The 23,470-nt window shown below is 61.7% G+C and carries 19 protein-coding genes; 8 read left to right on the top strand and 11 right to left on the bottom strand.

Going from position 1 to position 23,470, the window contains the following annotated elements:
- Positions 1 to 196 precede the first annotated feature (196 nt).
- The gene (locus tag VCB98_RS06950) at positions 197 to 1,162 is read left to right on the top strand and encodes an integron integrase (protein ID WP_346051181.1); all 966 of its coding nucleotides are present in this window, start codon (positions 197 to 199) and stop codon (positions 1,160 to 1,162) included.
- 101 nt (positions 1,163 to 1,263) lie between these two features.
- Here the strand turns inward: VCB98_RS06950 and VCB98_RS06945 are convergent, their stop codons facing one another.
- The 5 genes from VCB98_RS06945 to VCB98_RS06925 all read right to left on the bottom strand — a co-directional run bounded on the left by VCB98_RS06945 (position 1,264) and on the right by VCB98_RS06925 (position 7,732).
- Positions 1,264 to 1,902 (bottom strand): glutathione S-transferase, encoded by a 639-nt coding sequence (locus tag VCB98_RS06945; RefSeq protein ID WP_346051180.1) that lies wholly within the window; start codon positions 1,900 to 1,902, stop codon positions 1,264 to 1,266.
- A gap of 26 nt (positions 1,903 to 1,928) precedes the next feature.
- The gene (locus VCB98_RS06940) at positions 1,929 to 3,329 is read right to left on the bottom strand and encodes an amidohydrolase family protein (protein WP_346051179.1); all 1,401 of its coding nucleotides are present in this window, start codon (positions 3,327 to 3,329) and stop codon (positions 1,929 to 1,931) included.
- A gap of 231 nt (positions 3,330 to 3,560) precedes the next feature.
- Complete coding sequence (locus tag VCB98_RS06935; protein WP_346051178.1) at positions 3,561 to 6,152, bottom strand: TonB-dependent receptor plug domain-containing protein; 2,592 nt, start codon at positions 6,150 to 6,152, stop codon at positions 3,561 to 3,563.
- 260 nt (positions 6,153 to 6,412) lie between these two features.
- Entirely contained in the window at positions 6,413 to 7,096 is a 684-nt protein-coding gene (locus tag VCB98_RS06930; RefSeq protein WP_346051177.1) for a hypothetical protein, read from the bottom strand.
- Positions 7,097 to 7,108: 12 nt separating this feature from the next.
- A complete protein-coding gene (locus VCB98_RS06925; protein ID WP_346051176.1) occupies positions 7,109 to 7,732 on the bottom strand; it encodes a hypothetical protein in 624 nt (207 codons plus the stop codon).
- A 519-nt stretch (positions 7,733 to 8,251) separates the two neighbouring features.
- On the opposite strand from VCB98_RS06925, the gene acnA reads away from it, so the two are divergent.
- Together acnA and VCB98_RS06915 are read left to right on the top strand one after the other, a co-directional pair.
- Complete coding sequence (acnA, locus tag VCB98_RS06920) at positions 8,252 to 11,011, top strand: aconitate hydratase AcnA (protein WP_346051175.1); 2,760 nt, start codon at positions 8,252 to 8,254, stop codon at positions 11,009 to 11,011.
- Positions 11,012 to 11,172: 161 nt separating this feature from the next.
- Positions 11,173 to 11,889 carry an SIR2 family NAD-dependent protein deacylase gene (locus VCB98_RS06915; RefSeq protein WP_346051174.1) on the top strand — a complete coding sequence of 239 codons (717 nt, stop codon included), beginning with the start codon at positions 11,173 to 11,175 and terminating at the stop codon, positions 11,887 to 11,889.
- 48 nt (positions 11,890 to 11,937) lie between these two features.
- Here VCB98_RS06915 and VCB98_RS06910 read toward each other — a convergent pair whose 3' ends face one another.
- Positions 11,938 to 12,792 (bottom strand): sulfurtransferase, encoded by an 855-nt coding sequence (locus VCB98_RS06910; protein ID WP_346051173.1) that lies wholly within the window; start codon positions 12,790 to 12,792, stop codon positions 11,938 to 11,940.
- A 79-nt stretch (positions 12,793 to 12,871) separates the two neighbouring features.
- Here VCB98_RS06910 and VCB98_RS06905 point away from each other — a divergent pair, with 79 nt between their 5' ends.
- Positions 12,872 to 13,690, top strand: a complete 819-nt coding sequence (locus tag VCB98_RS06905; RefSeq protein WP_346051172.1) for an SDR family oxidoreductase — start codon at positions 12,872 to 12,874, stop codon at positions 13,688 to 13,690.
- A 57-nt stretch (positions 13,691 to 13,747) separates the two neighbouring features.
- Here VCB98_RS06905 and VCB98_RS06900 read toward each other — a convergent pair whose 3' ends face one another.
- Positions 13,748 to 14,440, bottom strand: coding sequence for a M48 family metallopeptidase (locus VCB98_RS06900; protein ID WP_346051171.1), 693 nt, complete (start codon positions 14,438 to 14,440; stop codon positions 13,748 to 13,750).
- The gene (locus VCB98_RS06895) at positions 14,440 to 15,129 is read right to left on the bottom strand and encodes a hypothetical protein (protein ID WP_346051170.1); all 690 of its coding nucleotides are present in this window, start codon (positions 15,127 to 15,129) and stop codon (positions 14,440 to 14,442) included. Before VCB98_RS06895 ends, VCB98_RS06900 begins: the two co-directional genes overlap by 1 nt.
- Positions 15,130 to 15,321: 192 nt before the next feature.
- On the opposite strand from VCB98_RS06895, the gene VCB98_RS06890 reads away from it, so the two are divergent.
- Entirely contained in the window at positions 15,322 to 18,528 is a 3,207-nt protein-coding gene (locus VCB98_RS06890) for an amidohydrolase family protein (RefSeq protein ID WP_346051169.1), read from the top strand.
- A gap of 244 nt (positions 18,529 to 18,772) precedes the next feature.
- Here VCB98_RS06890 and VCB98_RS06885 read toward each other — a convergent pair whose 3' ends face one another.
- A complete protein-coding gene (locus VCB98_RS06885; protein ID WP_346051168.1) occupies positions 18,773 to 19,174 on the bottom strand; it encodes an MAPEG family protein in 402 nt (133 codons plus the stop codon).
- Entirely contained in the window at positions 19,174 to 19,602 is a 429-nt protein-coding gene (locus tag VCB98_RS06880; RefSeq protein ID WP_346051167.1) for a DUF4389 domain-containing protein, read from the bottom strand. The genes VCB98_RS06885 and VCB98_RS06880 overlap by 1 nt, the downstream gene beginning before the upstream one ends.
- 86 nt (positions 19,603 to 19,688) lie before the next feature.
- Between VCB98_RS06880 and VCB98_RS06875 the strand changes: the two genes are divergently transcribed.
- The 3 genes from VCB98_RS06875 to VCB98_RS06865 all read left to right on the top strand — a co-directional run bounded on the left by VCB98_RS06875 (position 19,689) and on the right by VCB98_RS06865 (position 22,863).
- The gene (locus VCB98_RS06875; RefSeq protein ID WP_346051166.1) at positions 19,689 to 20,450 is read left to right on the top strand and encodes a M90 family metallopeptidase; all 762 of its coding nucleotides are present in this window, start codon (positions 19,689 to 19,691) and stop codon (positions 20,448 to 20,450) included.
- Positions 20,451 to 20,525: 75 nt separating this feature from the next.
- Positions 20,526 to 21,338 carry a TatD family hydrolase gene (locus tag VCB98_RS06870; protein WP_346051165.1) on the top strand — a complete coding sequence of 271 codons (813 nt, stop codon included), beginning with the start codon at positions 20,526 to 20,528 and terminating at the stop codon, positions 21,336 to 21,338.
- Positions 21,339 to 21,450: 112 nt separating this feature from the next.
- A complete protein-coding gene (locus VCB98_RS06865) occupies positions 21,451 to 22,863 on the top strand; it encodes a M20 family metallopeptidase (protein ID WP_346051164.1) in 1,413 nt (470 codons plus the stop codon).
- A 57-nt stretch (positions 22,864 to 22,920) separates the two neighbouring features.
- On the opposite strand, the gene VCB98_RS06860 is transcribed toward VCB98_RS06865, so the two are convergent.
- Complete coding sequence (locus tag VCB98_RS06860) at positions 22,921 to 23,469, bottom strand: nuclease-related domain-containing protein (protein WP_346051163.1); 549 nt, start codon at positions 23,467 to 23,469, stop codon at positions 22,921 to 22,923.
- Between the last annotated feature and the right edge of the window lies 1 nt (position 23,470).

The raw sequence follows: 23,470 nt of genomic DNA, 5'->3' as shown, positions 1-23,470 counted from the left end.
CCGCTGGCGGTTTTATTGCAATGGTTTGCCGGCGGTATAAGTCCGTTGTTTTGGTTTTTGGTGTTCATGGGATTCTCCTGTATTCAATCACTTATGAGCCTCCCCTGCCAGTGTGCGCTGTATTCGCTTGACGGCGGCGTTTTGCTCTTCTAATAATACTGTACATCCATACAGTTCTCGATAAAAGGGGAGAGCCATGGTGGATTCTGGGCGTAAGCCTCGGCTGCGGGAGCGGTTCCGGGAGGTGATTCGCGTGCGGCGATATAGTCGGCGGACGGAGAAGACTTATTGGTACTGGATTCGGTTTTTCATCCGTTTTAACGGGACTCGGCACCCGGCGGAGCTGGGCGAGGTCGAGGTCCGGCGCTTTCTGAGCTGGTTGGCGACGGATCGCAATGTGGCGGCGGCGACTCAGAATCAGGCGCTGAATGCGCTGGTGTTTCTTTACCGGCATGTGCTGGAACAGCCGTTGGGGGAGATCGGCCTGGTGACCCGTGCCCGTCGCCCGCGAAAGATTCCCGTTGTCTTTACACATGAGGAGGCCATGAGTGTGATCCGGCGGCTTCCGGAGCCTTACGATCTGATGGCCTCGCTGCTGTACGGGGCCGGTCTGCGGGTTACTGAATGCGCGCGCTTGCGGGTGAAGGACCTGGATTTCGCTCAACGGGTGCTGACGGTGAGGGACGGCAAGGGAGGCAAGGACCGAACGACGATCTTGCCTGAATCGCTGTATCCGGCGCTCCAGGCGCGTATCGCTGAGATCCGAAGGATCTGGATGCGAACGACACCGGAGAAACGAGTGCCGGTGACTCTGCCTTTTGCCCTGGCGCGCAAGTATCCAGGGGCGGCAACGTCCCTGCAGTGGCAGTGGCTTTTTCCGTCGGAGGGTCTTTGCCGGGACGATGAGGGTCGCATTGTGCGTTATCACATCCATGTGAGTGCGATTCAGAAGCATGTGAAGGTGGCTGTCGGGAAAAGCGGCATTACCAAGCGGGCGAGCTGCCATACCTTTCGCCACAGCTTCGCAACGGAGCTTTTGAAGCGGGGCTCGGATATTCGCACGGTGCAGGAACTGCTGGGGCATGCGGATTTGCGCACGACGCAGATCTACACCCATGTCCTGGGCCAGGCTTTTGCGGGGGTCAGCAGCCCACTGGCTTGAGTTGGCTGGTGCTGGCTGTGGCAGGCTGGCGGTCATTGCGCTTCGCCCTTTCCCTTTGGCCTGCCCCAAGCCTAGCGCAATTTTCCCGGTTTTTCCTGCGCCTACTCCGGCGGCTTGTCGAAGCGGTAGGGGGTGGCCTGGGCGGAGGCTCGGCTGCCGAAGTCCCTTTCGAAGGCCGCCAGGTTCGGCATCGGGGGCAGATCCATGGGGTTGCGAAATGGCAGGTGCGTGAGGAGGCAATAGAGGCCGGTTTCAAACAGGCTGAGGTCGCGGGGCGGCAGTTGCCGAAGGATATCGTTGAGATGGGTGTCCAGCCAGCTGAGGCTGTTGATGAGGCTTTGGCGGCGTTTCCTTGAGGCGGTGTCCGGGAGGCGCTTTTCCACTCTTTCGTGGACCACGACTTCCACTTCCATGGCCATGGCCATGGCATGGGCAAGGGTTTCGTGGGCGTTCATCAGCAGGGGCGTTTCGGCGTCCCAGGGCCAGTTGATTTGCAGTCGGCCGGGGGCGGTTTGGGCCAGTGCCCGGCAGATATTGACGCTGCCGTAGATGGCCTGCCCGTCGAGTTTGAGGACCGGCAGTTTGAGCGCCGGGTTGCCGGCATAGGTTTCCGGGTCGTCACTCATCAGGTCGAAGATGGGCTGGAGGCGGTATTCGAGACCGAGTTCCTCGGCAACTATCCGCGTCATGCGGGTGTAGTGGGAACTCTGGCGTCCGATGATGTCCACTTGGCTGCTCATGAAAGTTACCTCCGCCTGGCGGTCCGTCAATCCTGTTCGGCTCTGGGTTTCCAGTCTGCCATTTCGGCTTCGGATCGGGGTCCGATGCGCCCTTCTGCCTGTTTGATGAGGTCCGGGGCGTTGTGCCACTGCCCGCTTTGCATGACCCAGCGCACATTGCGGGTGTGGGTGATGTCCTCCAGGGGGTTGCCTTCAACGACGACCAGGTCGGCCCATTTGCCGGGCTCGATGCTGCCGAGCTGTTCGCCCTTGCCCATGGCCCGGGCGCCGTTGAGGGTGGCGATCCGCAGGACCGCATGTTCAGGCAGGCCGGCACGATTCATGGCCTGCATTTCCCGATGAATATAGAACGGCGAGGTGTATTCGCCCCAGAAGGGATGGTCGGTACTCAGGGTGATGAGATGCCCTCCCCCGGCCTGGTAGAAAGCTTTGAGGGTGTCTTTCTTCACCCAGTAAAGGGTGTCGGCCAGTTCGGTGAAGTCGTCGGCTTCCCGGGGCTTGTGGTGCTCGCGGGCATAGTCGGTGAGAAAACGCTGCTCGTCGGCGAAGTCCTCGAAGACCGGTGAGTCGGTCTGACCAAAGGCACCGAAGGCGGCCAGGGTGGCGCTGAAATGGACGCCGTGGTTGATGTACAGGGCGACGACGTCCTGGAATTCCTCGCTGTCGGTGTCGACGTGCTTCCAGCTCAGATAGGCGTGGCGATCCTGTTTCAGGGTGTCGCCGCCGAGAAAGTGCTCCACCCGGTCGATCCCCATGAGGATGGCGTCCTTGGGATTGACGCTGTCGCCGACACCGGAGTTGAGATGGCCGGTGACGGTGAGGCCTTGTTTGTGGGCCGCCTTTATCAGAGCGGCGAGCTCATCGCGGGTGGGGTTCTTGGCCTTGAAGCCGGCGGCGCCCTGCTCGGCCAGTTTGTGCACTTCCTCGTGGATGGACTCGGGGCTGCGTCCGCTTTCCCAGTCGGGACGGGCGCTGCCGAAATAGGGGCCGGAGTTGAGCAGGCGGGGGCCGATACGATCGCCCCGATTGATGGCCTGGCGCAGCTCGCGCATCTTGTCCGGCTGCTTTTCGCCACCGGGGAAGGTGGTGGTGACCCCGTTACCGAGAAACATCAGGGGATAGGCCTCGGTCTCATCAATCCGCCCGGCCTGGAATAGATCCACATGGTAATGGGCATGGAGATCGATAAAGCCGGGCAGGAGGGTGTGATCATCCTCGAGCTTGATGTGCTTTACATCCTCAAGACGATCACTGCCCTCGCCCACGGCCAGAAATCTTCCCCGCTGAATCAGAATGCCGGGATTTTCAACCCGAGCCTCGCCGGTGCCATCGAAGAGATGACCGCCCGTAATCAGAGTGGCCTGGGAATGGGCCGATACAGCAAACAGGAAAAGCGTCAGGGCGGATAAGAGAACAACTGGACGCACGGGGCACCTCGTTGTTGGGGGTCAATGAAGGGGATGGGGCTTGTCAGAATACAGCATAGGCGGATTGGATACCTGTTGCAGGCCTTTCTGGCGGCATCCTGCTTGCCTGGGGCTATCTGACAGGGCTTGCCGGCGGCAGGTTCATCGTGGGCCGGTGACCGGCCGGCAATGAAACGGGGCGGACCCATAGGCCCGCCCCGCTTATTTCACTTGCCAGACGAGTAGAAAGGATCAGAAATCGTACTGGAAGCCTGCCCGGACGAAGGTACCGCGGGGATCGTGATTGCGTGTGTCAAAACCCCACACATTCGCCATCACGAAGGGCGGGTCCTCATCGAGGATGTTATCCACATGGACGTAGGCTCTGCCGTTATCCCCTACCTCATACCAGGCACCGACGTCGAAGGCATTCCAGCCAGCGACACTGCGGTCTTCCATCGGCACACCCTCCATGGTGAATGGAATTCCGAAGGGATTGAATTCCTCGGTGTAATTGCCCACGTGCCGCAGGGTGACGTGATAGCCCCAGACCGCATTGCTCCAGTTCAGACGGCTGAAGGCCCTGAACTGCGGACGCTCGAATGTCCCCTCGAGCTTGCGAGTGGGCTCGCCTTCCCGCAGTTGCTGGCGGAATTTCCGCAGCCAGGTGAACTCGGTCTGCCAGACGAACTCGCCGCCCATGCCATCAAAGGTCACCCGGACATCGGCATCAAAACCGGCCACTTCCTGGGAACCGAAATTCAGGAAGGTGTCTTCGATGAAGTCGATGTTGCCACCCGGACCCCGGATAACACGGTCCTCGAACTCCGGATTGCCTGCGGCGGCTTGATCGATCACGAACTGGGGATCGGCATCAATCAGGTTCTCATGATTGATTTCCCAGTAGTCCAGACTGAAGGACAACCATTCCAGCGGCTGATAGACCGCCCCGATCACAAAGGAGTCGGATTCCTCCGGTTCCAGGTCCGGGTTACCTTCGAAGCGCACGATACGCTCAATGGGCCCTTCATCGGGGTTCAAGGGGTCATTCAGGATCGGTGACTGCTCGGTGGGCAACAGGCCGATCTCGGCAATGCTCGGCGCACGGAAGCCCTCGGACCAGGAGGCCCGGAACATCAACTCTTCCATGGGCTGATAGGACAAGCCGATACGCGGATTGGTGGTCCCGCCAAAGTCGCTATAGTCGTCATGACGCAGAGCGAACTGGGCCGAGAAGTCATCATGCAGTGGCAGGTAGAACTCCGTGTACAGGGAGTTGATGCTGCGGCTGCCGCTGGCATTGGTGGCCTCGGTGCCGACAATCTGCCCACGCAGGAACTGCTCATCCGGGGTATCGCGAATGCGCTCCTCGCGGAGCTGGGCACCCACCGCCATGCCTGCCTGACCTCCAGGCAACATGCCGATATCACCGTCGGCATTGAACTCCATCGCCTGCAGGGAGGACACCGCCGTGCGGTTCACGGTTGTTTCAACCGCGTCAATGGCTTCCGGTGAATTGGACTCGCCGGCCGGCAGGAAGGGGTTGTAGATCTCATCGTCAATGGCCTGCTGAGAGCGATCCAGGTTGATGAAACCACTGACACCGCGCTGCCAGGCACTGTGGCGCTGCAGGATGAGGCTGGCGTCATAATCCCAGTTGCCGGCCAGGGGCCCGGATGCCCCGGTCACCAGGCGCAGATTGGTGTGCTGATTATCCTGTACCCGCGGGCCGGCATCGGTATAACGATAACGAACAATCAGGTCCTCACCGAAAGGATTGTTGGCATTATCCTCCGACATGGTGAGGTCACCCACGGTGGGTGTTGCCGCACCGGTGATCTCGCTACGTCGCTGATTGAAGAACATCTCGTTGTAGAGAAGATGGCCGCCGCCAAGACTGTAGTCGGACAGGACAAAGGCGGAAGCGCTTTGCTCGTCCGGGCGGTTCATCATGTCCGGGGCGAAATCAAAGACACAGAGGGTACCGCCGGTGTTCGGCTCGGGCTCGATGCGATCAGCCGGACAGGCGGGGTCATGCTCCCAGACTTCGCTTTCCGTGAGGAAATAGGAACCCGGATTGGAGCCCAGGCCACTGCGGAAATCGAAACCGCCCATATCCAGCTTATTGGCGCTTTCGGAGAAGGAACGGTCCTTCATGAAGAGCACATCCCGGTCTGAAAACTCGAAACCGGCAAGGATACTGCCCCGCTCACCCTGTGCGCCCCAGTTGGCATAGAGGCGGTATTCCTGGGCATCGCCCTGGCTGGAAATCCCGTAATCGGCACCCACGGTGACGCCGTCCTCGGGGGCGCGGGTAATGATATTGACCACGCCGGCGATGGCATCGGTGCCGTACACGGCGGATGCACCATCCTTGAGGATCTCCACCCTTTCGATGGCGCTCACCGGAATGCTGTTAAGGTCGGCGAAGTTGACAGTGATGTCCATGGCCATGGGCGAATTGGCCAGACGTCTGCCGTTAAGCAGCACCAATGTGGCGTTGGCCGGCAACTCTCGGAGGCCGATACCGGCTGTACCGGGCGAGGTTCCATCGGCTTCGTTCCCTGCTTCGGTAAAAGAACCGGAGCCGGCTGAGGGAATACGGGTCAGCAGGTCAAAAGCGGAACTGATCCCGGCGGTCTCCAATTCCTCGCGCTCGATAATACTGGTGGGCGAAACGGTTTCCACATCCACTCGCTGCATGCGGGTGCCGGTCACGGTGACACGATCCAGGGCGCGGGCCGCAGCCTCGTCATCCTCCTGGGCGTGAACCGTACTCAGACCGGACAGGGCCATTGTGGAAATGGCCAATACGACTCCCCTGCGTATGGCATTGCTGTTCACGATGGTTCTCCTTTACGTGATTTCGACAGACAAACGAGGGCCTACTCAGCCGGGCCGCAGCCCGGCAAGCATGTTGTATAGATCAAACATGTCGACCCCCTTGGCTATCCTGGCGATTGATACCCCAATCATTTAGGGCGCTGGAACACCATGCAGGGAAAAAAATTGTGTTGCAACATTGACACACCCCGTGTTATGTCAAAAAAACAAAACCGCTGCGAACGGGAGCGGAAGGAAGGATGCGATGCGCTGAGCTGCGCTCAGGCGTGGGCGGTGGCGTCGATGTAGTTCAGCTTGTGGTGTCGGTGAAGTCGGTAGAAGCGACGGAGTTCACGGTTGAGGGGCGCGGCCACCCGATGGCGCATGCGATCCATCAGGCGCCGGCAATAGCGACCGGCGTAGCAACTGGCACGCTGGTAACGCTGCCCTTCCGCATGACTTAATCGGCTGTCGAACCGCGGGCGGTGAAACAGGGCATGATGGATCTGGCGCCCCGGTGTGTGTCCCTGCTGTCGTGCCAGCAGGAGATTGGCAAGCATGAACTTGTCCACTTCCGCCTGCAGCTCCATCTCCAGACGGCTAATGGGGCGGTCATAACGTGCGTTGTGCCCCAGATAAAGAAAATGGCTGACCCCTTCCAGGGCCATCCAGAAATCTTCCAGGTTGTGACTGTGCAGTGATTGCTCCGGTGGCGAGGCATCAAGGCGTGCCAACAGTTCCCGATCAAGAAACAGGGAAACATTGAGTTCGCCGTCTATTTCCTTGATCAGCAGTTTCTCGCCGGTGGGTCGGTGTGCCCTGCCCTCGATCAACTGCACGAAGCGCTCATCGGTCAGCAGAAAGTCACTGACATCCCAGCCGGCCTCCACTTCGTAAAGTCGCTCCAGCATGCGTTGCCAGGCTGTCAGGCGCTGGCCTGTCCGTTCACTGGCCTGCTGGTTCATGGCTTGCCACCCCTAGTGCTTGCTACGGCTGATGGCGGCTTCGTCCGGGACGATGCCCATCGCTTCCAGCTTGCGTCGAGCGCGGGGGCTGCCGGTTTTCATCCAGGTCTCGTAGAGACGCAGTACGCTCTGGTCCCCATTGCCGTGGGCCCTGTGCCCTACTTCGGCCAGAACGTCCATGAAGGCGGTGAATTTTTCCGCCAGCTCCCGAAAGACCTCATTCAGGGCCAGATGCTCGAAGCTGCGCGGGGGTGAGGCGGCGAGACTGTTATAGGCGGCACCCCCCATGCCGGCGTAATAATCCACGTCCACGCTCTTGCGGCTGAGGCTCTCGGCGAAATACCCGGCCACAAACAATGCGATGTCACCCAGACGCTGGAGATGATGACGACGCAGTTCCGGGCGTTCGGATTCCATGGCGTCCTTGTAGATGAAGGCCAGGGGTTTCAGATGGCGGCCTTCCTCGGTCATTTCATAAAGATTATCGGAGCGGCTGTATTGCAGCAGCAGGTCCCCGAGGTAATGGGTCGTGCTTTCGGTGGCATCCACCTCGTTTCGATGCATGGCTTCGCTCACCGAGCCCTGAAACCACTCGCGAAGATCATTCACTGCCATCAGATCCGCCTGCCGACTCATGACTTACCTCCATCCTGCTACGACGGCTGCCAGGTAACTGGCCTGCAAGTCATTTAACGGCCGTGCATTGGGACTCTTCAACTGCTGCCCGGCCATTCCCCGACAAAAGCCTTTGCAAGACCGAAGAATGCTGGTATTAATGGATGCTTCAGCTCCTGACCGGCGTCTTGCCGCCACTACGCTCCCTTCCCAGCCGAACCTTTCCCTGCATTCAAGCACTTGCGGAACCGCGCCTGATCCGGGGTGCTCACACTGTCAGCAGAGCCGATCGCCGGCTGCCAGACATCCGTCGGCCCGACTCAACCGCTGGTCGTTTTCGCAGAATCCGTGCCGATTCCGTCCTGATGGCGACCAAAGGGGGCTGAAACGCAGCCGTCAGCCGTGAAATGACAGTCCGAATCCCGTATAATGGGCGGCTTTCAGGCGCCCCGCCCCGACTCTCGGCGCCAGGCATTGCCCCGCCCTGCAAACGGCGGGTTCCGACATCCATCCAGAACTCCAAATACACCGGGAGGCCCCATGACTGACAGTTTCAAGGCCCGCTCGACCCTGAAGGTCGGCGACAAGGACTACGAGATCTATCGGCTCGACGCGCTGGCTGACAAGCATGACATTTCGCGTCTGCCCTTCTCCCTGAAGGTCCTCCTGGAAAACCAGCTTCGCCATGAAGACGGCGAATCGGTCACCAAGAAGGATATCGAGGCGATCGCCAACTGGGACCCGAAGGCCAAGCCCAGCGACGAGATTGCCTTCACCCCGGCGCGGGTGATCCTGCAGGACTTCACCGGCGTGCCGGCGGTGGTGGATCTGGCCGCCATGCGCGATGCGGTGAAAAAGATGGGCGGCGATGCCGGCAGCATTAATCCTCTCTCCCCCGCCGAGCTGGTGATTGACCACTCCGTGCAGGTGGACAACTACGGCACCGCCCAATCCCTGGCCCAGAACAATGAAATCGAATTCGAGCGCAACAAGGAACGCTATGCCTTCCTGCGCTGGGGTCAGCAGTCCCTGGACAACTTCAAAGTGGTGCCGCCCAACACCGGGATTGTTCACCAGGTGAACATCGAGCACCTGGCCCGGGTGGTCTTCGGCAAGAAAAATGATGGCGTCCTGCAGGCCTACCCGGACACCCTGGTGGGCACCGACTCACACACCACCATGGTCAATGGCCTGGGCGTGCTCGGCTGGGGCGTGGGTGGTATCGAGGCCGAGGCCGCCATGCTGGGCCAGCCTGTGACCATGCTCGTGCCGCAGGTGATCGGCTTCAAGCTCAAAGGCAAGTTGCCGGAAGGCGCCACCGCCACGGACCTGGTACTCACCGTCACCGAGATGCTGCGCAAGAAGGGCGTGGTGGGCAAGTTCGTGGAGTTCTTCGGCGATGGCCTGTCCAATATGCCCCTGGCCGACCGGGCCACACTGGGCAATATGTCGCCGGAGTTCGGTTCCACCGCCGCCATGTTCCCGGTGGACAAGGAAACCATCCGTTACCTGGAACTCACCGGCCGCTCCGAAGAGCAGATCGAGCTGGTGAAAAAGTATGCCAAGGAACAGGGCATGTGGCGGGAAGACGGCGATGCCGATCCCGAATACACCGATGTGATCGAACTGGACATGAGCACGGTGGAGCCCTCCATCGCCGGTCCCAAACGCCCGCAGGACCGCATCGCGGTCAAGTCCGCCAAGCAGGCCTTCCACAAGCATCTGGAGCCCCTGCTGGAAGAGCGTGAGCAGAAGTCCAACGGCGAGGCGGCCTTTGAAGGTGAAGGCGGCTCCACCGGCGTTGGCAGCCCCAGCACCGATAAGAATGGTGTGGGCGAAGTGGAAATGGACGGCCAGAAATTCACCATCAAGGATGGTGATGTGCTGATCGCCGCCATCACCTCCTGCACTAACACCTCCAACCCGGCAGTGATGATCGGGGCCGGGCTTTTGGCCCGCAAGGCCCGCGAGCGCGGCATCAACGTCAAGCCCTGGGTGAAGACCAGTCTGGCCCCCGGCTCCAAGGTGGTCACCGACTACCTCAAGAAGACCGACCTGCTGAAAGACCTGGAAGCCCTGAACTTCCACCTGGTGGGGTATGGCTGCACCACCTGCATCGGCAACTCCGGCCCGCTGCGTCCGGAGATCTCCAAGGCCGTGCATGACAATGACCTGGTGGCCACCTCCGTGCTGTCCGGCAACCGGAACTTTGAAGGCCGGATTCATCCGGCCATCAAGATGAACTTCCTGGCCTCGCCGCCCCTGGTGGTGGCCTATGCCATCGCCGGTACCCTGGACATTGATCTGATGAACGATCCGCTGGCCGAGGACAAGGACGGCAAGCCGGTCTACTTCAAGGATCTGTGGCCGGATTCCGGCGAGATCCAGGAGCTGGTGACCAGCACTATCAACTCCGGCATGTTCCATTCCAGTTATTCCGGCGTGTTTGCCGGCGACGAGAACTGGAACAGCCTGGATGTGCCCGAGGGTGATCTCTTCGATTGGGATGATGATTCCACCTACGTGAAAAACCCGCCCTACTTCGAGGGCATGGGCATGGAGCCCGGCAAGGTGGAAGACATCAAGGGTGCCCGCTGCCTGGCCCTGCTGGGTGACTCGGTCACCACCGACCACATCTCTCCCGCCGGTGCCATTCCCAAGAAGAGCCCGGCCGGCGAGTACCTGATAAGCAAGGGTGTGGAACCGGCGCAGTTCAACTCCTTCGGTTCCCGTCGTGGCAATCACGAAGTCATGATGCGCGGCACCTTCGGCAACGTCCGCCTGCGTAACCTGCTAGCCCCCGGTACCGAGGGCGGCTGGACCCGTTACCAGCCGGAGGACGAAGAGATGAGCATCTATGATGCCTCCATGAAGTATCAGGAGAACGATGTGCCGCTGGTGGTCATCGCCGGCAAGGAATACGGCACCGGTTCTTCCCGTGACTGGGCCGCCAAGGGCACCCGTCTGCTGGGCGTGAAGGCCGTGATCACCGAGAGCTATGAGCGTATCCACCGCTCCAACCTGATCGGCATGGGCGTGCTGCCCCTGCAGTTCAAGGACGGTGACAGCGCCGAGAAACTGGGCCTGACCGGCAAGGAAACCTTCGACATCACCGACCTTGACGGCGGCGATGCCAGCGAAGTCACGGTCACGGCCAAGGCCGAGGACGGCAAGGAGATCACCTTCCAGGCCGTTGTCCGCCTGGATACGCCCAAGGAGCGTGACTACTTCCAGCACGGCGGCATTCTGCACTACGTGCTGCGGCAGTTGATCGCCCGCAAGGAAGCCGTCACTGCCTGATCTTTGCGGTGAATACCGGAAAGGAAAAAGCCCCGCTTCGGCGGGGCTTTTTTCGGGCCGATATGACAGACCTGTGGGAGCGGCTTTGGCCGCGATGGGAGGCTGATCGAGACCATAATCGCCGCTAAAGCCGCTCCTACGGGAATTGGGAGAAGCAAGCGATGGAAAAGCTGACAGAGCAACTTCGGCAAGCGCGGCGTGTGGTCGTGCTGACCGGTTCGGGTATCTCGGCCGACAGTGGCGTGCCCACCTTTCGCGATCCCCAGGAAGGGCTGTGGGCGAAGTTCCAGCCCCAGGACCTGGCCACACCGGAAGCCTTTCGCCATGACCCCGACTTTGTCTGGCAGTGGTATCAATGGCGACGCAAGCGCGTGTTGTCAGTGGAACCCAATGCCGGACATGAAGCACTGGCCACGCTGGCGGAGAAGCACCCGGCCCTGACCCTGGTGACCCAGAATGTGGATGGACTGCATCAGCGGGCCGGACACCGCGATGTGATCGAGTTCCACGGCAATATTCACCGCAATCACTGTCTCGACAATGGCCATGAAGTGAGGGTGGAGGGCCATCCGGACAAGCCGCCCCGCTGCCGGCTCTGCGAGAGTCTGGCGAGACCGAGCGTGGTCTGGTTCGGGGAAGCAATCCCGGAGCGGGCGCTGGAACGTTCAGTGGCGGCGGCTCAGCAGGCCGAGCTGTTCATTGCCATTGGTACCTCGGCCACGGTCTATCCGGCGGCGGGCCTGGCCGACCTGGCACGGGAAAACGGCGCCACCATCGCCGAGATCAACCCGGAGGCAACGCAAATGAGCGCGGTGGACATCACCATCCGCGCCCGGGCCGCCGAGGCCCTCCCTGCCCTGCTTGCCGGGTGGGATTAAACCCCGGGTGTGAATCCCCCTTCTTCTGTGGAAGCGCTTCCAGAGGCTTCATTCGCCCCGGGCGACAGGTCGACTCGGGTCTCGAATCCACTCACTCCAGGAGCCGACATACAGGGCCGAGCCCTTCAGGCCGGCGTATTCCATGGCAAAGAGGTTGTGACAGGCCGATACGCCCGAGCCACACATATGAACGGCCTGCCCTGCCTCGTGGGGCGGCAGCGCGGCAACAAAACGCTCGCGCAGAGTCTCGACAGGCTTCCAGCGACCCTGCTCGTCCAGGTTGTCGGCAAAGGGCAGATTGACGGCGCCGGGGATATGACCGGCGACGGCGTCGATCGGCTCTTCCTCGCCCCTGAAACGAACCGGGCCACGGGCATCTATCAGCCGCAGGCGATCTTGCTCCAGACCCTGCTGCAGCTCGTCGGCATTCACTACCGGCATCTGATTGGGGGTACCGGTGTAATCACTGGGGTCGGTCTCGCTCTGCCCCGTTTCCAGGCGATCAATATGCTCCCGCCAGGCCGACAGACCCCCATCCAGCAAGGCCGCCTGCCCGTGGCCGAACCAGCGCAGCAACCACCAGCAACGCACGGCAAAGGCCCCGCCGCTGTCATCGTAAACCACTACCGGACGCTCGGGCGTCAGGCCGACGTCGGCCAGAAACCGGCGAAAATCCTCCGGGATGGGCAGTGGATGGCGACCCGTCTCCGCCGTCTTCGCACCACTCAGATCGCTTTCCAGGTCGGCATGACCAGCGCCCGGGATATGACCGGCCAGCCAGGCCTTGCGACCAGCGGCGTGATCCGACAGCGCCGCTTGGCAATCGATCACCAGGGGCGGACTGTCCTGCCGTAACAGGCGGTCAAGGCTGGGTGCATCAATCAGCATTGGCAGTTGCTTCATCCTGCTCTCCTGTGATTTCTTGGCCTTTTATGCTCCCGAGCACCACTGACCATCACTGATCAACTAGCGAGAACATACCATGAGGACACTCGCCAAGCGGACCTTGTTCATTACCGGCGCCAGCCGGGGCATCGGTCGGGCCATTGCCCTGCGGGCCGCCCGGGATGGGGCCAATATCGTGATCGCCGCCAAGACCGACCGCCGCCATCCCAAGCTGCCGGGCACCATCCACTCGGTGGCCGAGGAAGTGGAAGCCGCCGGTGGCCGCGCCCTGCCCCTGAAAGTGGATGTTCGGGATGAGGCGCGGGTGAAGGAAGCGGTGGATCAGGCCGTGGCGCATTTCGGTGGCCTTGACGCCCTGGTCAACAACGCCAGCGCCATCTGGCTCAAGCCCGCCGAAGACGTCCCCATGAAACGCTATGACCTGATGTTTGACGTCAATGTGCGGGGCAGCTTTCTCTGCGCCCGGACCTGCATCCCCCATCTGCGTCGGTCGGACAACCCCCATATTCTCACCCTGTCACCGCCGATCAATCTCGACCCGCGCTGGTTTCAGGATCATACCGCCTACACCGCTTCCAAATACGCCATGAGCATGATGGCGGTGGGCCTGGCCGCGGAGCTGAAGGAAGACGGCATCGCCAGCAATGCCCTGTGGCCCAGGACGGTCATCAACACCGCCGCCCTGGCCATGCTGGGCGGCCTGATCAAGCCGGAACAGACACGCCAACCCGAGATCATGGCCGACGCCGCCCATGCGGTGTTGACGGCCCCGGCGAGCCAACGCAGCGGCGCATGCCTGATCGACGAGGAGGTCCTGAAGGAAGCCGGGGTGAGGGATTTCAACCACTACGCGGTGGATGCCAGCGAACCCCTGACACCGGATTTGTTTCTTTGAGTGAGGGGGCAGGAGTGAGGGGTGCCCCCTCAGCACTCAGAACTCAGCACTCAGAACTCACCACCCAACCCACCCCGGCACCCCGCCCGAGCCGTGGCTCAGCTCGGCATCCAGGGCCCTCCAGTCCGGCTCGTGCCGGGACAGGAGTGCCTGGAACTTCGGGCCGTGGTTCATGTGGCGGGTATGGCAGAGCTCGTGGAGGATGAGATAGTCGACGACGGCCGGACGGTGAAAGAGCAAACGAAAGTTGAGGCTGATGGTGCCACGGGCCGAGCAGCTACCCCAGCGCGTCCGCTGGTCCCGGACCTGAACGCGCTTGAAGTCGGTCAATCCGCTTCGTGCCGCCACCCGCCGGGTCCAGACCGGCAATTGGCTGCGGGCCTGGGCCATCAGCCAGGGTTTGAGCTGGCCTGCGGCATTGGCGGCGGTGGGCTCACCCGGCACGTGCAATTCATCACCACGGTCACGAAAGTCAGACTGGCCATAGACCAGCCGCCAGGCGCGCCAGATCGCAGGCAGAATCAGATCTTCAGGGGCCGCGGACTCGAAAGCCTCGGGGACCTGCCGCTTCAGGCGGGCCCAGCTTTTCTCCATCCACTCCCGGCGACTGTCGAGGAAAGCCTGCGCCTGCGCCGTGCTGGCCCGTTTTGGGACAACCAGCTCTATGCCCCGCCAGGGGCACAGAGCCAGTTTGATCCGCTTGGCCCGCGGGCTGCGACGCCACTTGACTGCTGGCAGGGCCGACGCCATCAGCGTCGGGGTTCATCGCCGGTAAACATCTCGGGCTCGCCGCCGACTATCTCGCCCACCGTCGCCGACTCATGCAGATAAAGATCCACGCGTCGATCGAGTTGCACCTTGCCCTCCACCACCGCGTCACGCCCGATGACCACCCGCACCCGACGGTCATGATCCCCACGGCGCACCGGGCGCACATGAAGGTCACCAGAGATGCGCGCCCCATTGATCACTCGCACATCGCCGGTATTGGTGGCCAATGTTCCCTCGATATGCGCACCATCGATAGTGATCGCGCCATTGACATTGGAGACAGAGCCGGCCACATGGCTGCCGGACTTCAAGCCAATGGCACCATTCACGGCCTTGATCTCCTCCAGAACGCGGACATTGCTGCCCAGACGGATATTGCCGTTCACCGTGACCAGCTTGCCCACTTCGGCGCCATCGCCGACCCGAATACTGCCATTCACCGTCTCGGCTTCACGAATTCGGCTGTCACTGCCTACCTGAATACCGCCATTGACCGTTGAGAGACTGCCATCGACACGCGCCCGCTCACCGATGGTGACGGTGCCGTTGACGGTGCTGAGATTGCCGCTGTGTTCGGCATCGTCCGCCACCGACAGGGACTGGTTGACGCTATCCACACAGGCCATCGAAAAGAGCAGAATCAACAGCACCAGCTTGTTTCTCTCCATGACTGAACCCCCGATAATCCTGAAAACGGAACCCCATGGTCCCCGCAACCGTCATAGTAGCGGTTTCCGCGCCGGATACCAGATTTCAAACAGGCGTTTTTCCTCAAACCGCCCATCTGGGGTAGTCTTGGGCCCGCGACAGCCAGCGGGCATAAGCCTGCGACCCTGGTCCCAAACACCAAGGAGTCATTCATGCAATACCCGAAATTCCTCGGCCTGGCGGCAGGCATCGGCCTGGCCGCCACGCTTGGCTTTAGCCAGGCCTTGGCCAACGACAATGAAGAATGGGATGTAAACAATCCTCCCGGCCCCGCCGAGACCGTCGAGATTGACGTCAGCGAAGGCACCTGGATGAACCTGGATGTAAGCCCGGACGGCGAGACCATCGTCTTCGACATGCTGGGCGACATCTACCGCATGCCACGCAGCGGCGGTGATGCCGAAGCCCTGACTTCGGGCATGGCCTGGAACATGCAGCCGCGCTTCTCCCCCGATGGCGACTGGATTGCCTTCACCAGCGACCGCAGCGGTGGCGACAACATCTGGATCATGCGCGCCGATGGCTCGGACGCCCGCCAGATCAGCGACGAAAGCTTCCGCCTGCTGAACAACCCCACCTGGACTCCGGATGGGGAATACATCGCCGCTCGCAAGCACTTTACCGGTACCCGCTCCCTGGGGGCCGGCGAGATCTGGCTCTACCACCGCTCCGGCACCAGCGCCGGCATGCAGATGATCCAGCGCCCCAACGACCAGCAGGATCTGAATGAGCCCGCGTTCTCCCCGGATGGCCGCTATCTCTATTTCAGCCAGGACACCACTGCCGGTGACCTGTTCGAATATGACAAGGATCCCCATCCGGGCATCTATGACATTCGCCGGCTGGATCGGGAGACCGGGGAGCTGGATACCTACATCAGCGGCACCGGCGGCGCCATTCATCCCCGCCCCGCCCCGGATGGCGAATCCATTGCCTTCATCCGACGCGTCGGCACCGACACCGCGATCTTCATCAAGGACATCCGCTCCGGCAAGGAACGCAAGCTGGTGGATAACCTTGAGCGGGACATGCAGGAAATCTGGGCCATCCATGGTGTGTACGCCAACATGGCCTGGTCGCCGGATGGCGGCTCCATCGTCTACTGGGCCGGCGGCAAGATCCATGAAGTGGATGTGGACAGCGGCGAGGTGGATGAAATCGCCTTCCGTGTCCAGGATGAACGGGAAATCCGCACCGCCCAGCGCCCGCCCATTGATCCGGCCCCCGATGAGGTTGAAGCACGGATGTTGCGCTGGGTAACCGTTTCGCCCAATGGCGATCAGGTGGTCTATGAATCCCGTGGCCATCTCTACACCCGCAGTCTGCCGGACGGCGAACCCCAGCGCCTGACGCGGCAGAATGACCACTTCGAGTTCTACCCCACTTTCTCCCGCGATGGCCGGCAGATCGCCTATGTGAGCTGGAACGATGAAGACCATGGTGCGGTCCGGGTGATTCGCGCCCGGGGCGGCCGCGAGGGCCGGGTGATTACTGAGGAACCCGGGCATTATGTGGAGCCCGCCTTCTCGCCGGACGGCGACACGGTGGTCTTCCGCAAGATCTCGGGCAATATGCAGCGTTCACCCTGGTGGGGGGAAACCACCGGCGTCTTCCGCGCCAGTGCCCGCGGTGGCGACATGGAGAAGATCACCGCCAATGGGCAGAGCCCGCACTTCGGGCGTGACAACGACCGGGTGTTCCTGCTCCGCTACCAGGGTTACGACACCCGCAACCTGGTCAGCGTCAACCTGGATGGGGCCGATGAACGGACCCATTTCACCACCACCTGGGCGACCAACTTCCGGGTCTCCCCGGATCAGAACTGGGTCGCTTTCCAGGAGCGCTACAACGCCTACATTGCCCCCTTTGCGGTTTCCGGGCAGACCATTCAACTGGGCCCCAACACCCGTTCCCTGCCCATTCAACGGGTATCCAAGGAGGCCGGGGATTATATTCACTGGTCCGACAGTGAAAACCTCCACTGGTCCACCGGCCCCGAGCTCTACAGCGCCGGTCTGGAGCAGATCTTCGATTTCCTCAACGGCGACCAGGATGATGTGGACATGCCCCTGGCCGAAGGCCGGGACATCGGCTACAGCAGTCCGGCCGATATCCCCGACGGCATGGTGGCCTTCGTGGGCGGCCAGGTCATCACCATGAACGATGAGCTGGAAGTCATTGAGAACGGTACCGTGCTGGTGGAAGGCAATCGCATTGTCGCGGTCGGCCCCGCCGATGAGGTGTCCGTGCCGGATGGCGCCTACGTCAAGGATGTTGAAGGCAAGACCGTGATGCCGGGTCTGATCGATGCCCACTGGCATGGCTCTCAGGGCAGCAATCAGATCATTCCGCAGGAGAACTGGGTCAATCACGCCAGCCTGACCTTCGGCGTGACCACCTATCACGATCCCTCCAACGACACCCACACGGTGTTTGCCGCTCACGAGATGGGGCGTGCGGGACAGATTACCGCGCCACGGATCTTCTCCACCGGCCGCATCCTCTACGGCGCGACCACCGACTTTACCGTGGAAGTGGACAGTCTGGATGATGCCCGCGAGCACCTGAGTCGTCTCAAGAAGGCCGGTGCCTTCAGCGTCAAGAGCTACAATCAGCCGCGACGCGATCAGCGCCAGCAGGTCATGGAAGCCGCCCGTGAGCTGGGGCTGCATGTGCACCCGGAAGGTGGCGCCCTGTTCCAGCACAACATGAACATGGTTCAGGACGGGCACACGGGCATCGAGCATTCACTCAGCGTGCCCCACACCTATGACGATGTACTGCAGTTCTGGGGGCAGACAGAGGTGGGTTACACGCCGACGCTGAGCGTGGGTTACGGTGCCTTCCGGGGTGAAAACTACTGGTATCAGCACACCAATGTCTTCGAGCATGAACGGCTGCTGAACTTCGTGCCCCGGGAGATCATTGATCCGATCGCCCGCCGCCGCGCCAAGGTGGAGGCCGAGGAATATGTGCATTTTGATATCGCCAACCATTCCCGGCAGCTCCAGGACCGGGGTGTGCTGGTGAATATCGGTGCCCACGGCCAGCGGGAAGGCCTGGCGGCCCACTGGGAAATCTGGATGTTCGCCCAGGGCGGCATGTCGCCCATGGAAGCCCTGAAGACGGCCACGGTGAATCCGGCCGCCTATCTGGGCATGGACGAACATCTGGGCAGCCTGACCGAAGGCAAGCTGGCCGACATCATCGTGCTCGACCGCAACCCGCTGGAGAACATCCGCAATACGGAGTATGTCGATTACGTCATGGTCAACGGACGTCTCTACGACGCTCACACTATGAACCAGATCGGCAATCACGCCGAGGAGCGCGGATTGTTCTGGTGGGAAAGGGATTGAGAGCTGCGAGCTTCGAGCTTCGAGCTTCGAGCTTCGAGCTTCGAGCTTCGAGCTTCGAGCTTCGAGCTTCGAGCTTCGAGCTTCGAGCTTCGAGCTTCGAGCAAAAAAACGGCGGCCTTAGGGCCGCCGTTTTTTCTTAATCAGATTTCAGTGGCAGGGGCGCCTCACTCCTAGCCCCTGACTCCTCACTCCTAGCCCCTGACTCCTCACTCCTAACCCCTGACTCCTCACCCCTCACGCTCACTCACAACAACCGAACGATGCAAACGCCAAGCAGAGCCAGGGTGCAGCCAAGGCCAACACAATAAAAACCAAACCGTGGCCAGAACCAGCCGGCTGTATAGCTGACCATGTGCCCCAGGCGGGCGGCGGGGAACAACAGGGCTGCCCAGGCGGTGACCGTGTTCTGCCAGTCCAGGGCAATTATCAGCAACAGCAGCGCGGCCCAGGCGGGGAAGTTTTCCTTGAGGTTATTGTGGGCGCGCACTGCCCGCTCACCCCAGGGCTGCAAGGGCGGCAGGCCCTCCGTTTCCCGGTTGGAGGCCAGCCAGCGCACGCCGAAGGTCTCCTTCTTGGCCACCGAGGCCGGCAGCCAGGCCAGGGCCATCAGGAGGCTGGCCAGTACCAGCCCCCAGGCCTCCAGCATCAACTCTGACTCCCGCTGTCACCGGCAGAGCCCGTCGTCGTGCTGCTGCCACCACTGCTTTTGGCAGTCTTTTTCTTGGCCGCCTTCTTGCGGGTGGTCTTCTTGCTGCCGCGACTGGCCCCGGCCTTGCCCACCGGACCACTGGGCCACTTATCGAAGGGAAACGGCAGGTCCTCGCTGTTGAAACTCAAAAAGCACAGGACCTGATACCCCCAGGTGCTCATACTCTGACCGAATGCACGCAACTGTTCGTTGGGCTGGCCGGCAAACAACTGCCACAGGAAAAGCACCAGAATGATCACACCGAATACAAAGCTGGCGACCCAGGCAAAGAACAGAAAGATCACCATGTAGAGCAAGCGCAGCCAGGTGGCCCGCGACTTGACGTGTTCCCTTATGTCCTCGCTATCGAAATCATCCGCTTTCATGGGACCTCCAGAATGGTTATCGGGGGGTGCTTTTGCGCGAAGCCTAGCACACCCTTACTATGGAAGGATTACACGGAAAATTCCACATGTTTAATCTGATCAGAAACTGGCGTGAAAAACGCCGACTTCAAGCCCTCCCCGTTACGCCGGCCCAGTGGGAATCGGCGACTGCCGACTGGCATGTGATGCGGCGTTACCAGGGAGAGGCCCGCGAAAGGCTCCGGGAACTGAGTCTGCGATTCCTGCTGCGCAAACGCTTTGAAGCCGGCGGTGGCCTGATGGTTACCGATGCCATGCAACTGCGCATTGCCACCATGGCCGCCGTGCCCATTCTGGAGCTTGGCCTGGACTGGTATGACGGCTGGTACTCCATCATTCTCTACCCGGCCGAGTTTGTTCCCACCCAGGAATATGAGGATGATTTCGGCGTTGTTCATCGCGACCGCCACCCCCTGAGCGGCGAAGCCTGGCTCCAGGGCCCGGTCATCCTGTCCTGGAACGATGTCATGGCCGCCGACCCGGACGCCGCCTACAACGTGGTCATTCACGAGCTGGCCCACAAGCTGGACATGCTCAGTGACGGTCCCAACGGCTCCCCGCCCCTGCATCGGGGCATGGACCCGGAGGCCTGGACCCGGGCCTTTACCGACGCCTGGGAGGATCTGGAGGCCCGAGTGGAGGAGGAAGCGCCCCTGCCCCTGGATCCCTACGCCCTGGGGAACCCCGGCGAATTCTTCTCCGTGGCCAGCGAGACCTTCTTCGAGTCGCCCCGCCGAATCCGGGATGCCTGGCCGGACCTTTACGAACAGCTACGCCTGTTTTACCGCCAGGACCCGGCCGCCGCTTGAGAAGCGGGCCCATCTTGCGCAGAATTGCGCCTCCATCGGAGATCCATCTGATTACCGCAGCGACGAGGAGCCTGCATGACCGCCCTGGAGAAATCCCCCGCCCCCCTCATCGATATTGGCGCCAATCTGAGCCACGACAGCTTCGATCATGACCGGGATGCGGTCATCCAGGCCGCCGACGAAGCCGGTGTCAGCCGCATGATCCTCACCGGGGCCAGCGTCAAGGGCAGCCGTCAGGCCCTGGCCCTGGCTGAACAATGGCCCGATCGCTTCTGGAGCACCGCCGGTGTGCATCCCCATATGGCCAAGCATTATGTGGATGAAACCAACGGCATTCTGCGCGGCTTCCTGGCCTCGGAGAAATGCGTGGCCGTGGGTGAATGCGGCCTGGACTACTTCCGGAACTTCTCCGAACCGGCAGACCAGCAACAGGCCTTCCGGGCCCAGCTGGAGATTGCCTGCGAGATTGGCTATCCGGTCTTTCTGCACCAGCGCGATGCCCATGAGGATTTTCTTGCCATCCTCGACGAATACCTGCCGCGGCTGTCGAGCGCCGTGGTGCACTGCTTCACCGGCAGCGGCGAGGAATTGGCGCACTACCTGGAACGGGACCTGTATGTGGGGATCACCGGTTGGATCTGCGATGAGCGCCGCGGGACGCACCTGCGCGACATCGTCCACCAGATCCCGGATGATCGCATCATGATCGAAACCGACGCGCCCTATCTGCTGCCACGGGATCTGAAACCCAAGCCTTCGACCCGGCGCAATGAGCCCAAATGGCTGCCCCATGTGCTGGCTCGCGTGGCAGAATGCCGCAACGTGGACCCCGAAACCCTGGCACGCCAGACGACGGCGAATGCCGAGCGCTTCTTTCGGCTGGCCTGAGCTTCGGGTGAGGGGTGAGGGGTGAGGGGTGAGGAGCCGTACTCCCCTAACTCCTGACCCCTCACCCCTAACCGTATGACCGTATCACCGTCAAAATACAGAGAGCGCGAATATGGATAGCAAGGCCCTGCAGCAGTTTGTGAACGGCAAGTGGGATGAGGAGATCATTCCGGAGCTTGAGGAGTACATCAAGATTCCGGCCAAGTCTCCCGACTTTGACGCCGACTGGGAGAAGCACGGCTACATCGATGAAGCGGTGAAGCATGCCGAGGCCTGGTGCCGAAAGCAGCCGGTGGACGGCATGTCGGTGGAGGTGGTCAAACTCGAGGGCCGCACGCCCCTGCTGTTCATCGAGATCGAGGGCCAGAAACCCGGCACCGTGGTGCTCTACGGGCATCTGGACAAGCAACCGGAATTCACCGGCTGGGAGCCGACGCTGGGCCCCTGGAAGCCGGTGATTCGCGACGGCAAGCTCTACGGCCGGGGTGGCGCCGACGACGGCTATGCGGTCTACGGCTCACTGACCGCTATTGCCGCCCTGCAGAAACAGGGCATTCCCCACGCCCGCTGCGTGCTGCTGATCGAGACCTGCGAGGAGTCCGGCAGCTATGACCTGCCCCCCTATATCGATCACCTGAAGGATCGGATCGGCAATCCGGACATGGTGGTCTGCCTGGACGCCGAGTGTGGCAACTACGAACAGCTCTGGACCACCACCTCCCTGCGCGGGAACCTGGTCGGCACCCTGCGGGTGGATGTGCTTGAGGAAGGCGTACACTCGGGTAGTGCCAGCGGCATCGTGCCCTCCAGCTTCCGGGTCCTGCGTGAAGTGCTCGACCGGGTTGAAGACCCGGCTACCGGCGAGATGCGGCTGGAGGAGCTCAAGGTGGAGGTCCCGGCGGAGCGCCTGGACCAGGCCCAGGCCGCCGCGGACGTGCTGGGCGAGTCCATCGCAAGGAAATATCCCTTTTCTTCCAAAGAGATGGAGCCAGTTTCTGATAAGCCACTTGAACTGCTGCTGAATAATTCCTGGCGGCCTACCCTGTCGGTCACCGGGGTCGACGGCATCCCGGATTTCGCCAATGCCGGCAATGTGCTGCGACCCTACACGGCGGTCAAGCTGAGCTTCCGCCTGCCGCCCACCTGTGACGCCCAAAAGGCCGGCGAAGCGGTCAAGAAGGCCGTGGAGACCGACCCGCCCTACGGCGCTAAGGTGGAATTCAGCATCGATTCACCCCAGAACGGCTGGAACGCCCCGGCCATCGCCGACTGGCTGGACGAGGCCATGCAGGCCGCCTCCAACCGCCATTTCGGCAAGGACGCCATGTACATGGGCATGGGTGGCAGCATTCCCTTCATGGGCCTGCTGGCCGAGAAATTCCCCGAATCCCAGTTCCTGGTCACCGGCGTCCTCGGCCCCAAGTCCAATGCCCACGGCCCCAACGAGTTCCTGCACATCGACACCGGCAAGAAACTCACCGCCTGCGTGGCGGAGGTCCTCGCCGCGCATGCGGCGAGGGGGTGAGGGGGTGAGTGGTGAGGGGTCAGGGGTTAGGAGAATCGCATCCTCACCCCTGACGCCTCACCGCCGCTCGGCATGCCCGGCGATCTTGCCCCAGGTGGCGCGCCAGCCGTCGGGGATGTCGCCACTGACCGGCTCCAGCCGCTCGGCCAGGTCTTCCGGGAGCACGGTTCGGGTCGGGCGACCCTTGGGGAAGCTGACATCCCCGATCAGCAGAACATAGGCTTCCACCCGGATGCCGCCGGCAAAATGCGACAGTGCCGCCACCCTTTCCTCCAGGGGCCCGAGAGGATTACGAAAGCCGTGCCGACGACCATTGTCGAGCATGACCCACTCGCCCATCTTCTCCGAGCCGAAGACCGCACCCCGGAGACGTTTGATTTCCAGTGCCACCAGGCCACGACGGGTCATGAGGACCAGATCAATATGCACCTGGCCGTCGAGGCCATCGGGAATGACCACGTCCCGTGCCTGGTCCCAGACCCGCCCCTTGAGCACGCGGCCCAGGTCGCCCCGACGGCGTCTCCAGATCCAGTAGCCCAGGGCAGACAGGATGACAAGCAGGCCGAAGCCGGCCGCGGCCAACAAGATGATGTCTTCGCTATGCATG

The organism is Natronospira elongata, assembly GCF_034931365.1.
Classification (GTDB): domain Bacteria; phylum Pseudomonadota; class Gammaproteobacteria; order Natronospirales; family Natronospiraceae; genus Natronospira; species Natronospira elongata.
This window is presented reverse-complemented; position numbering and strand designations above follow the sequence as displayed.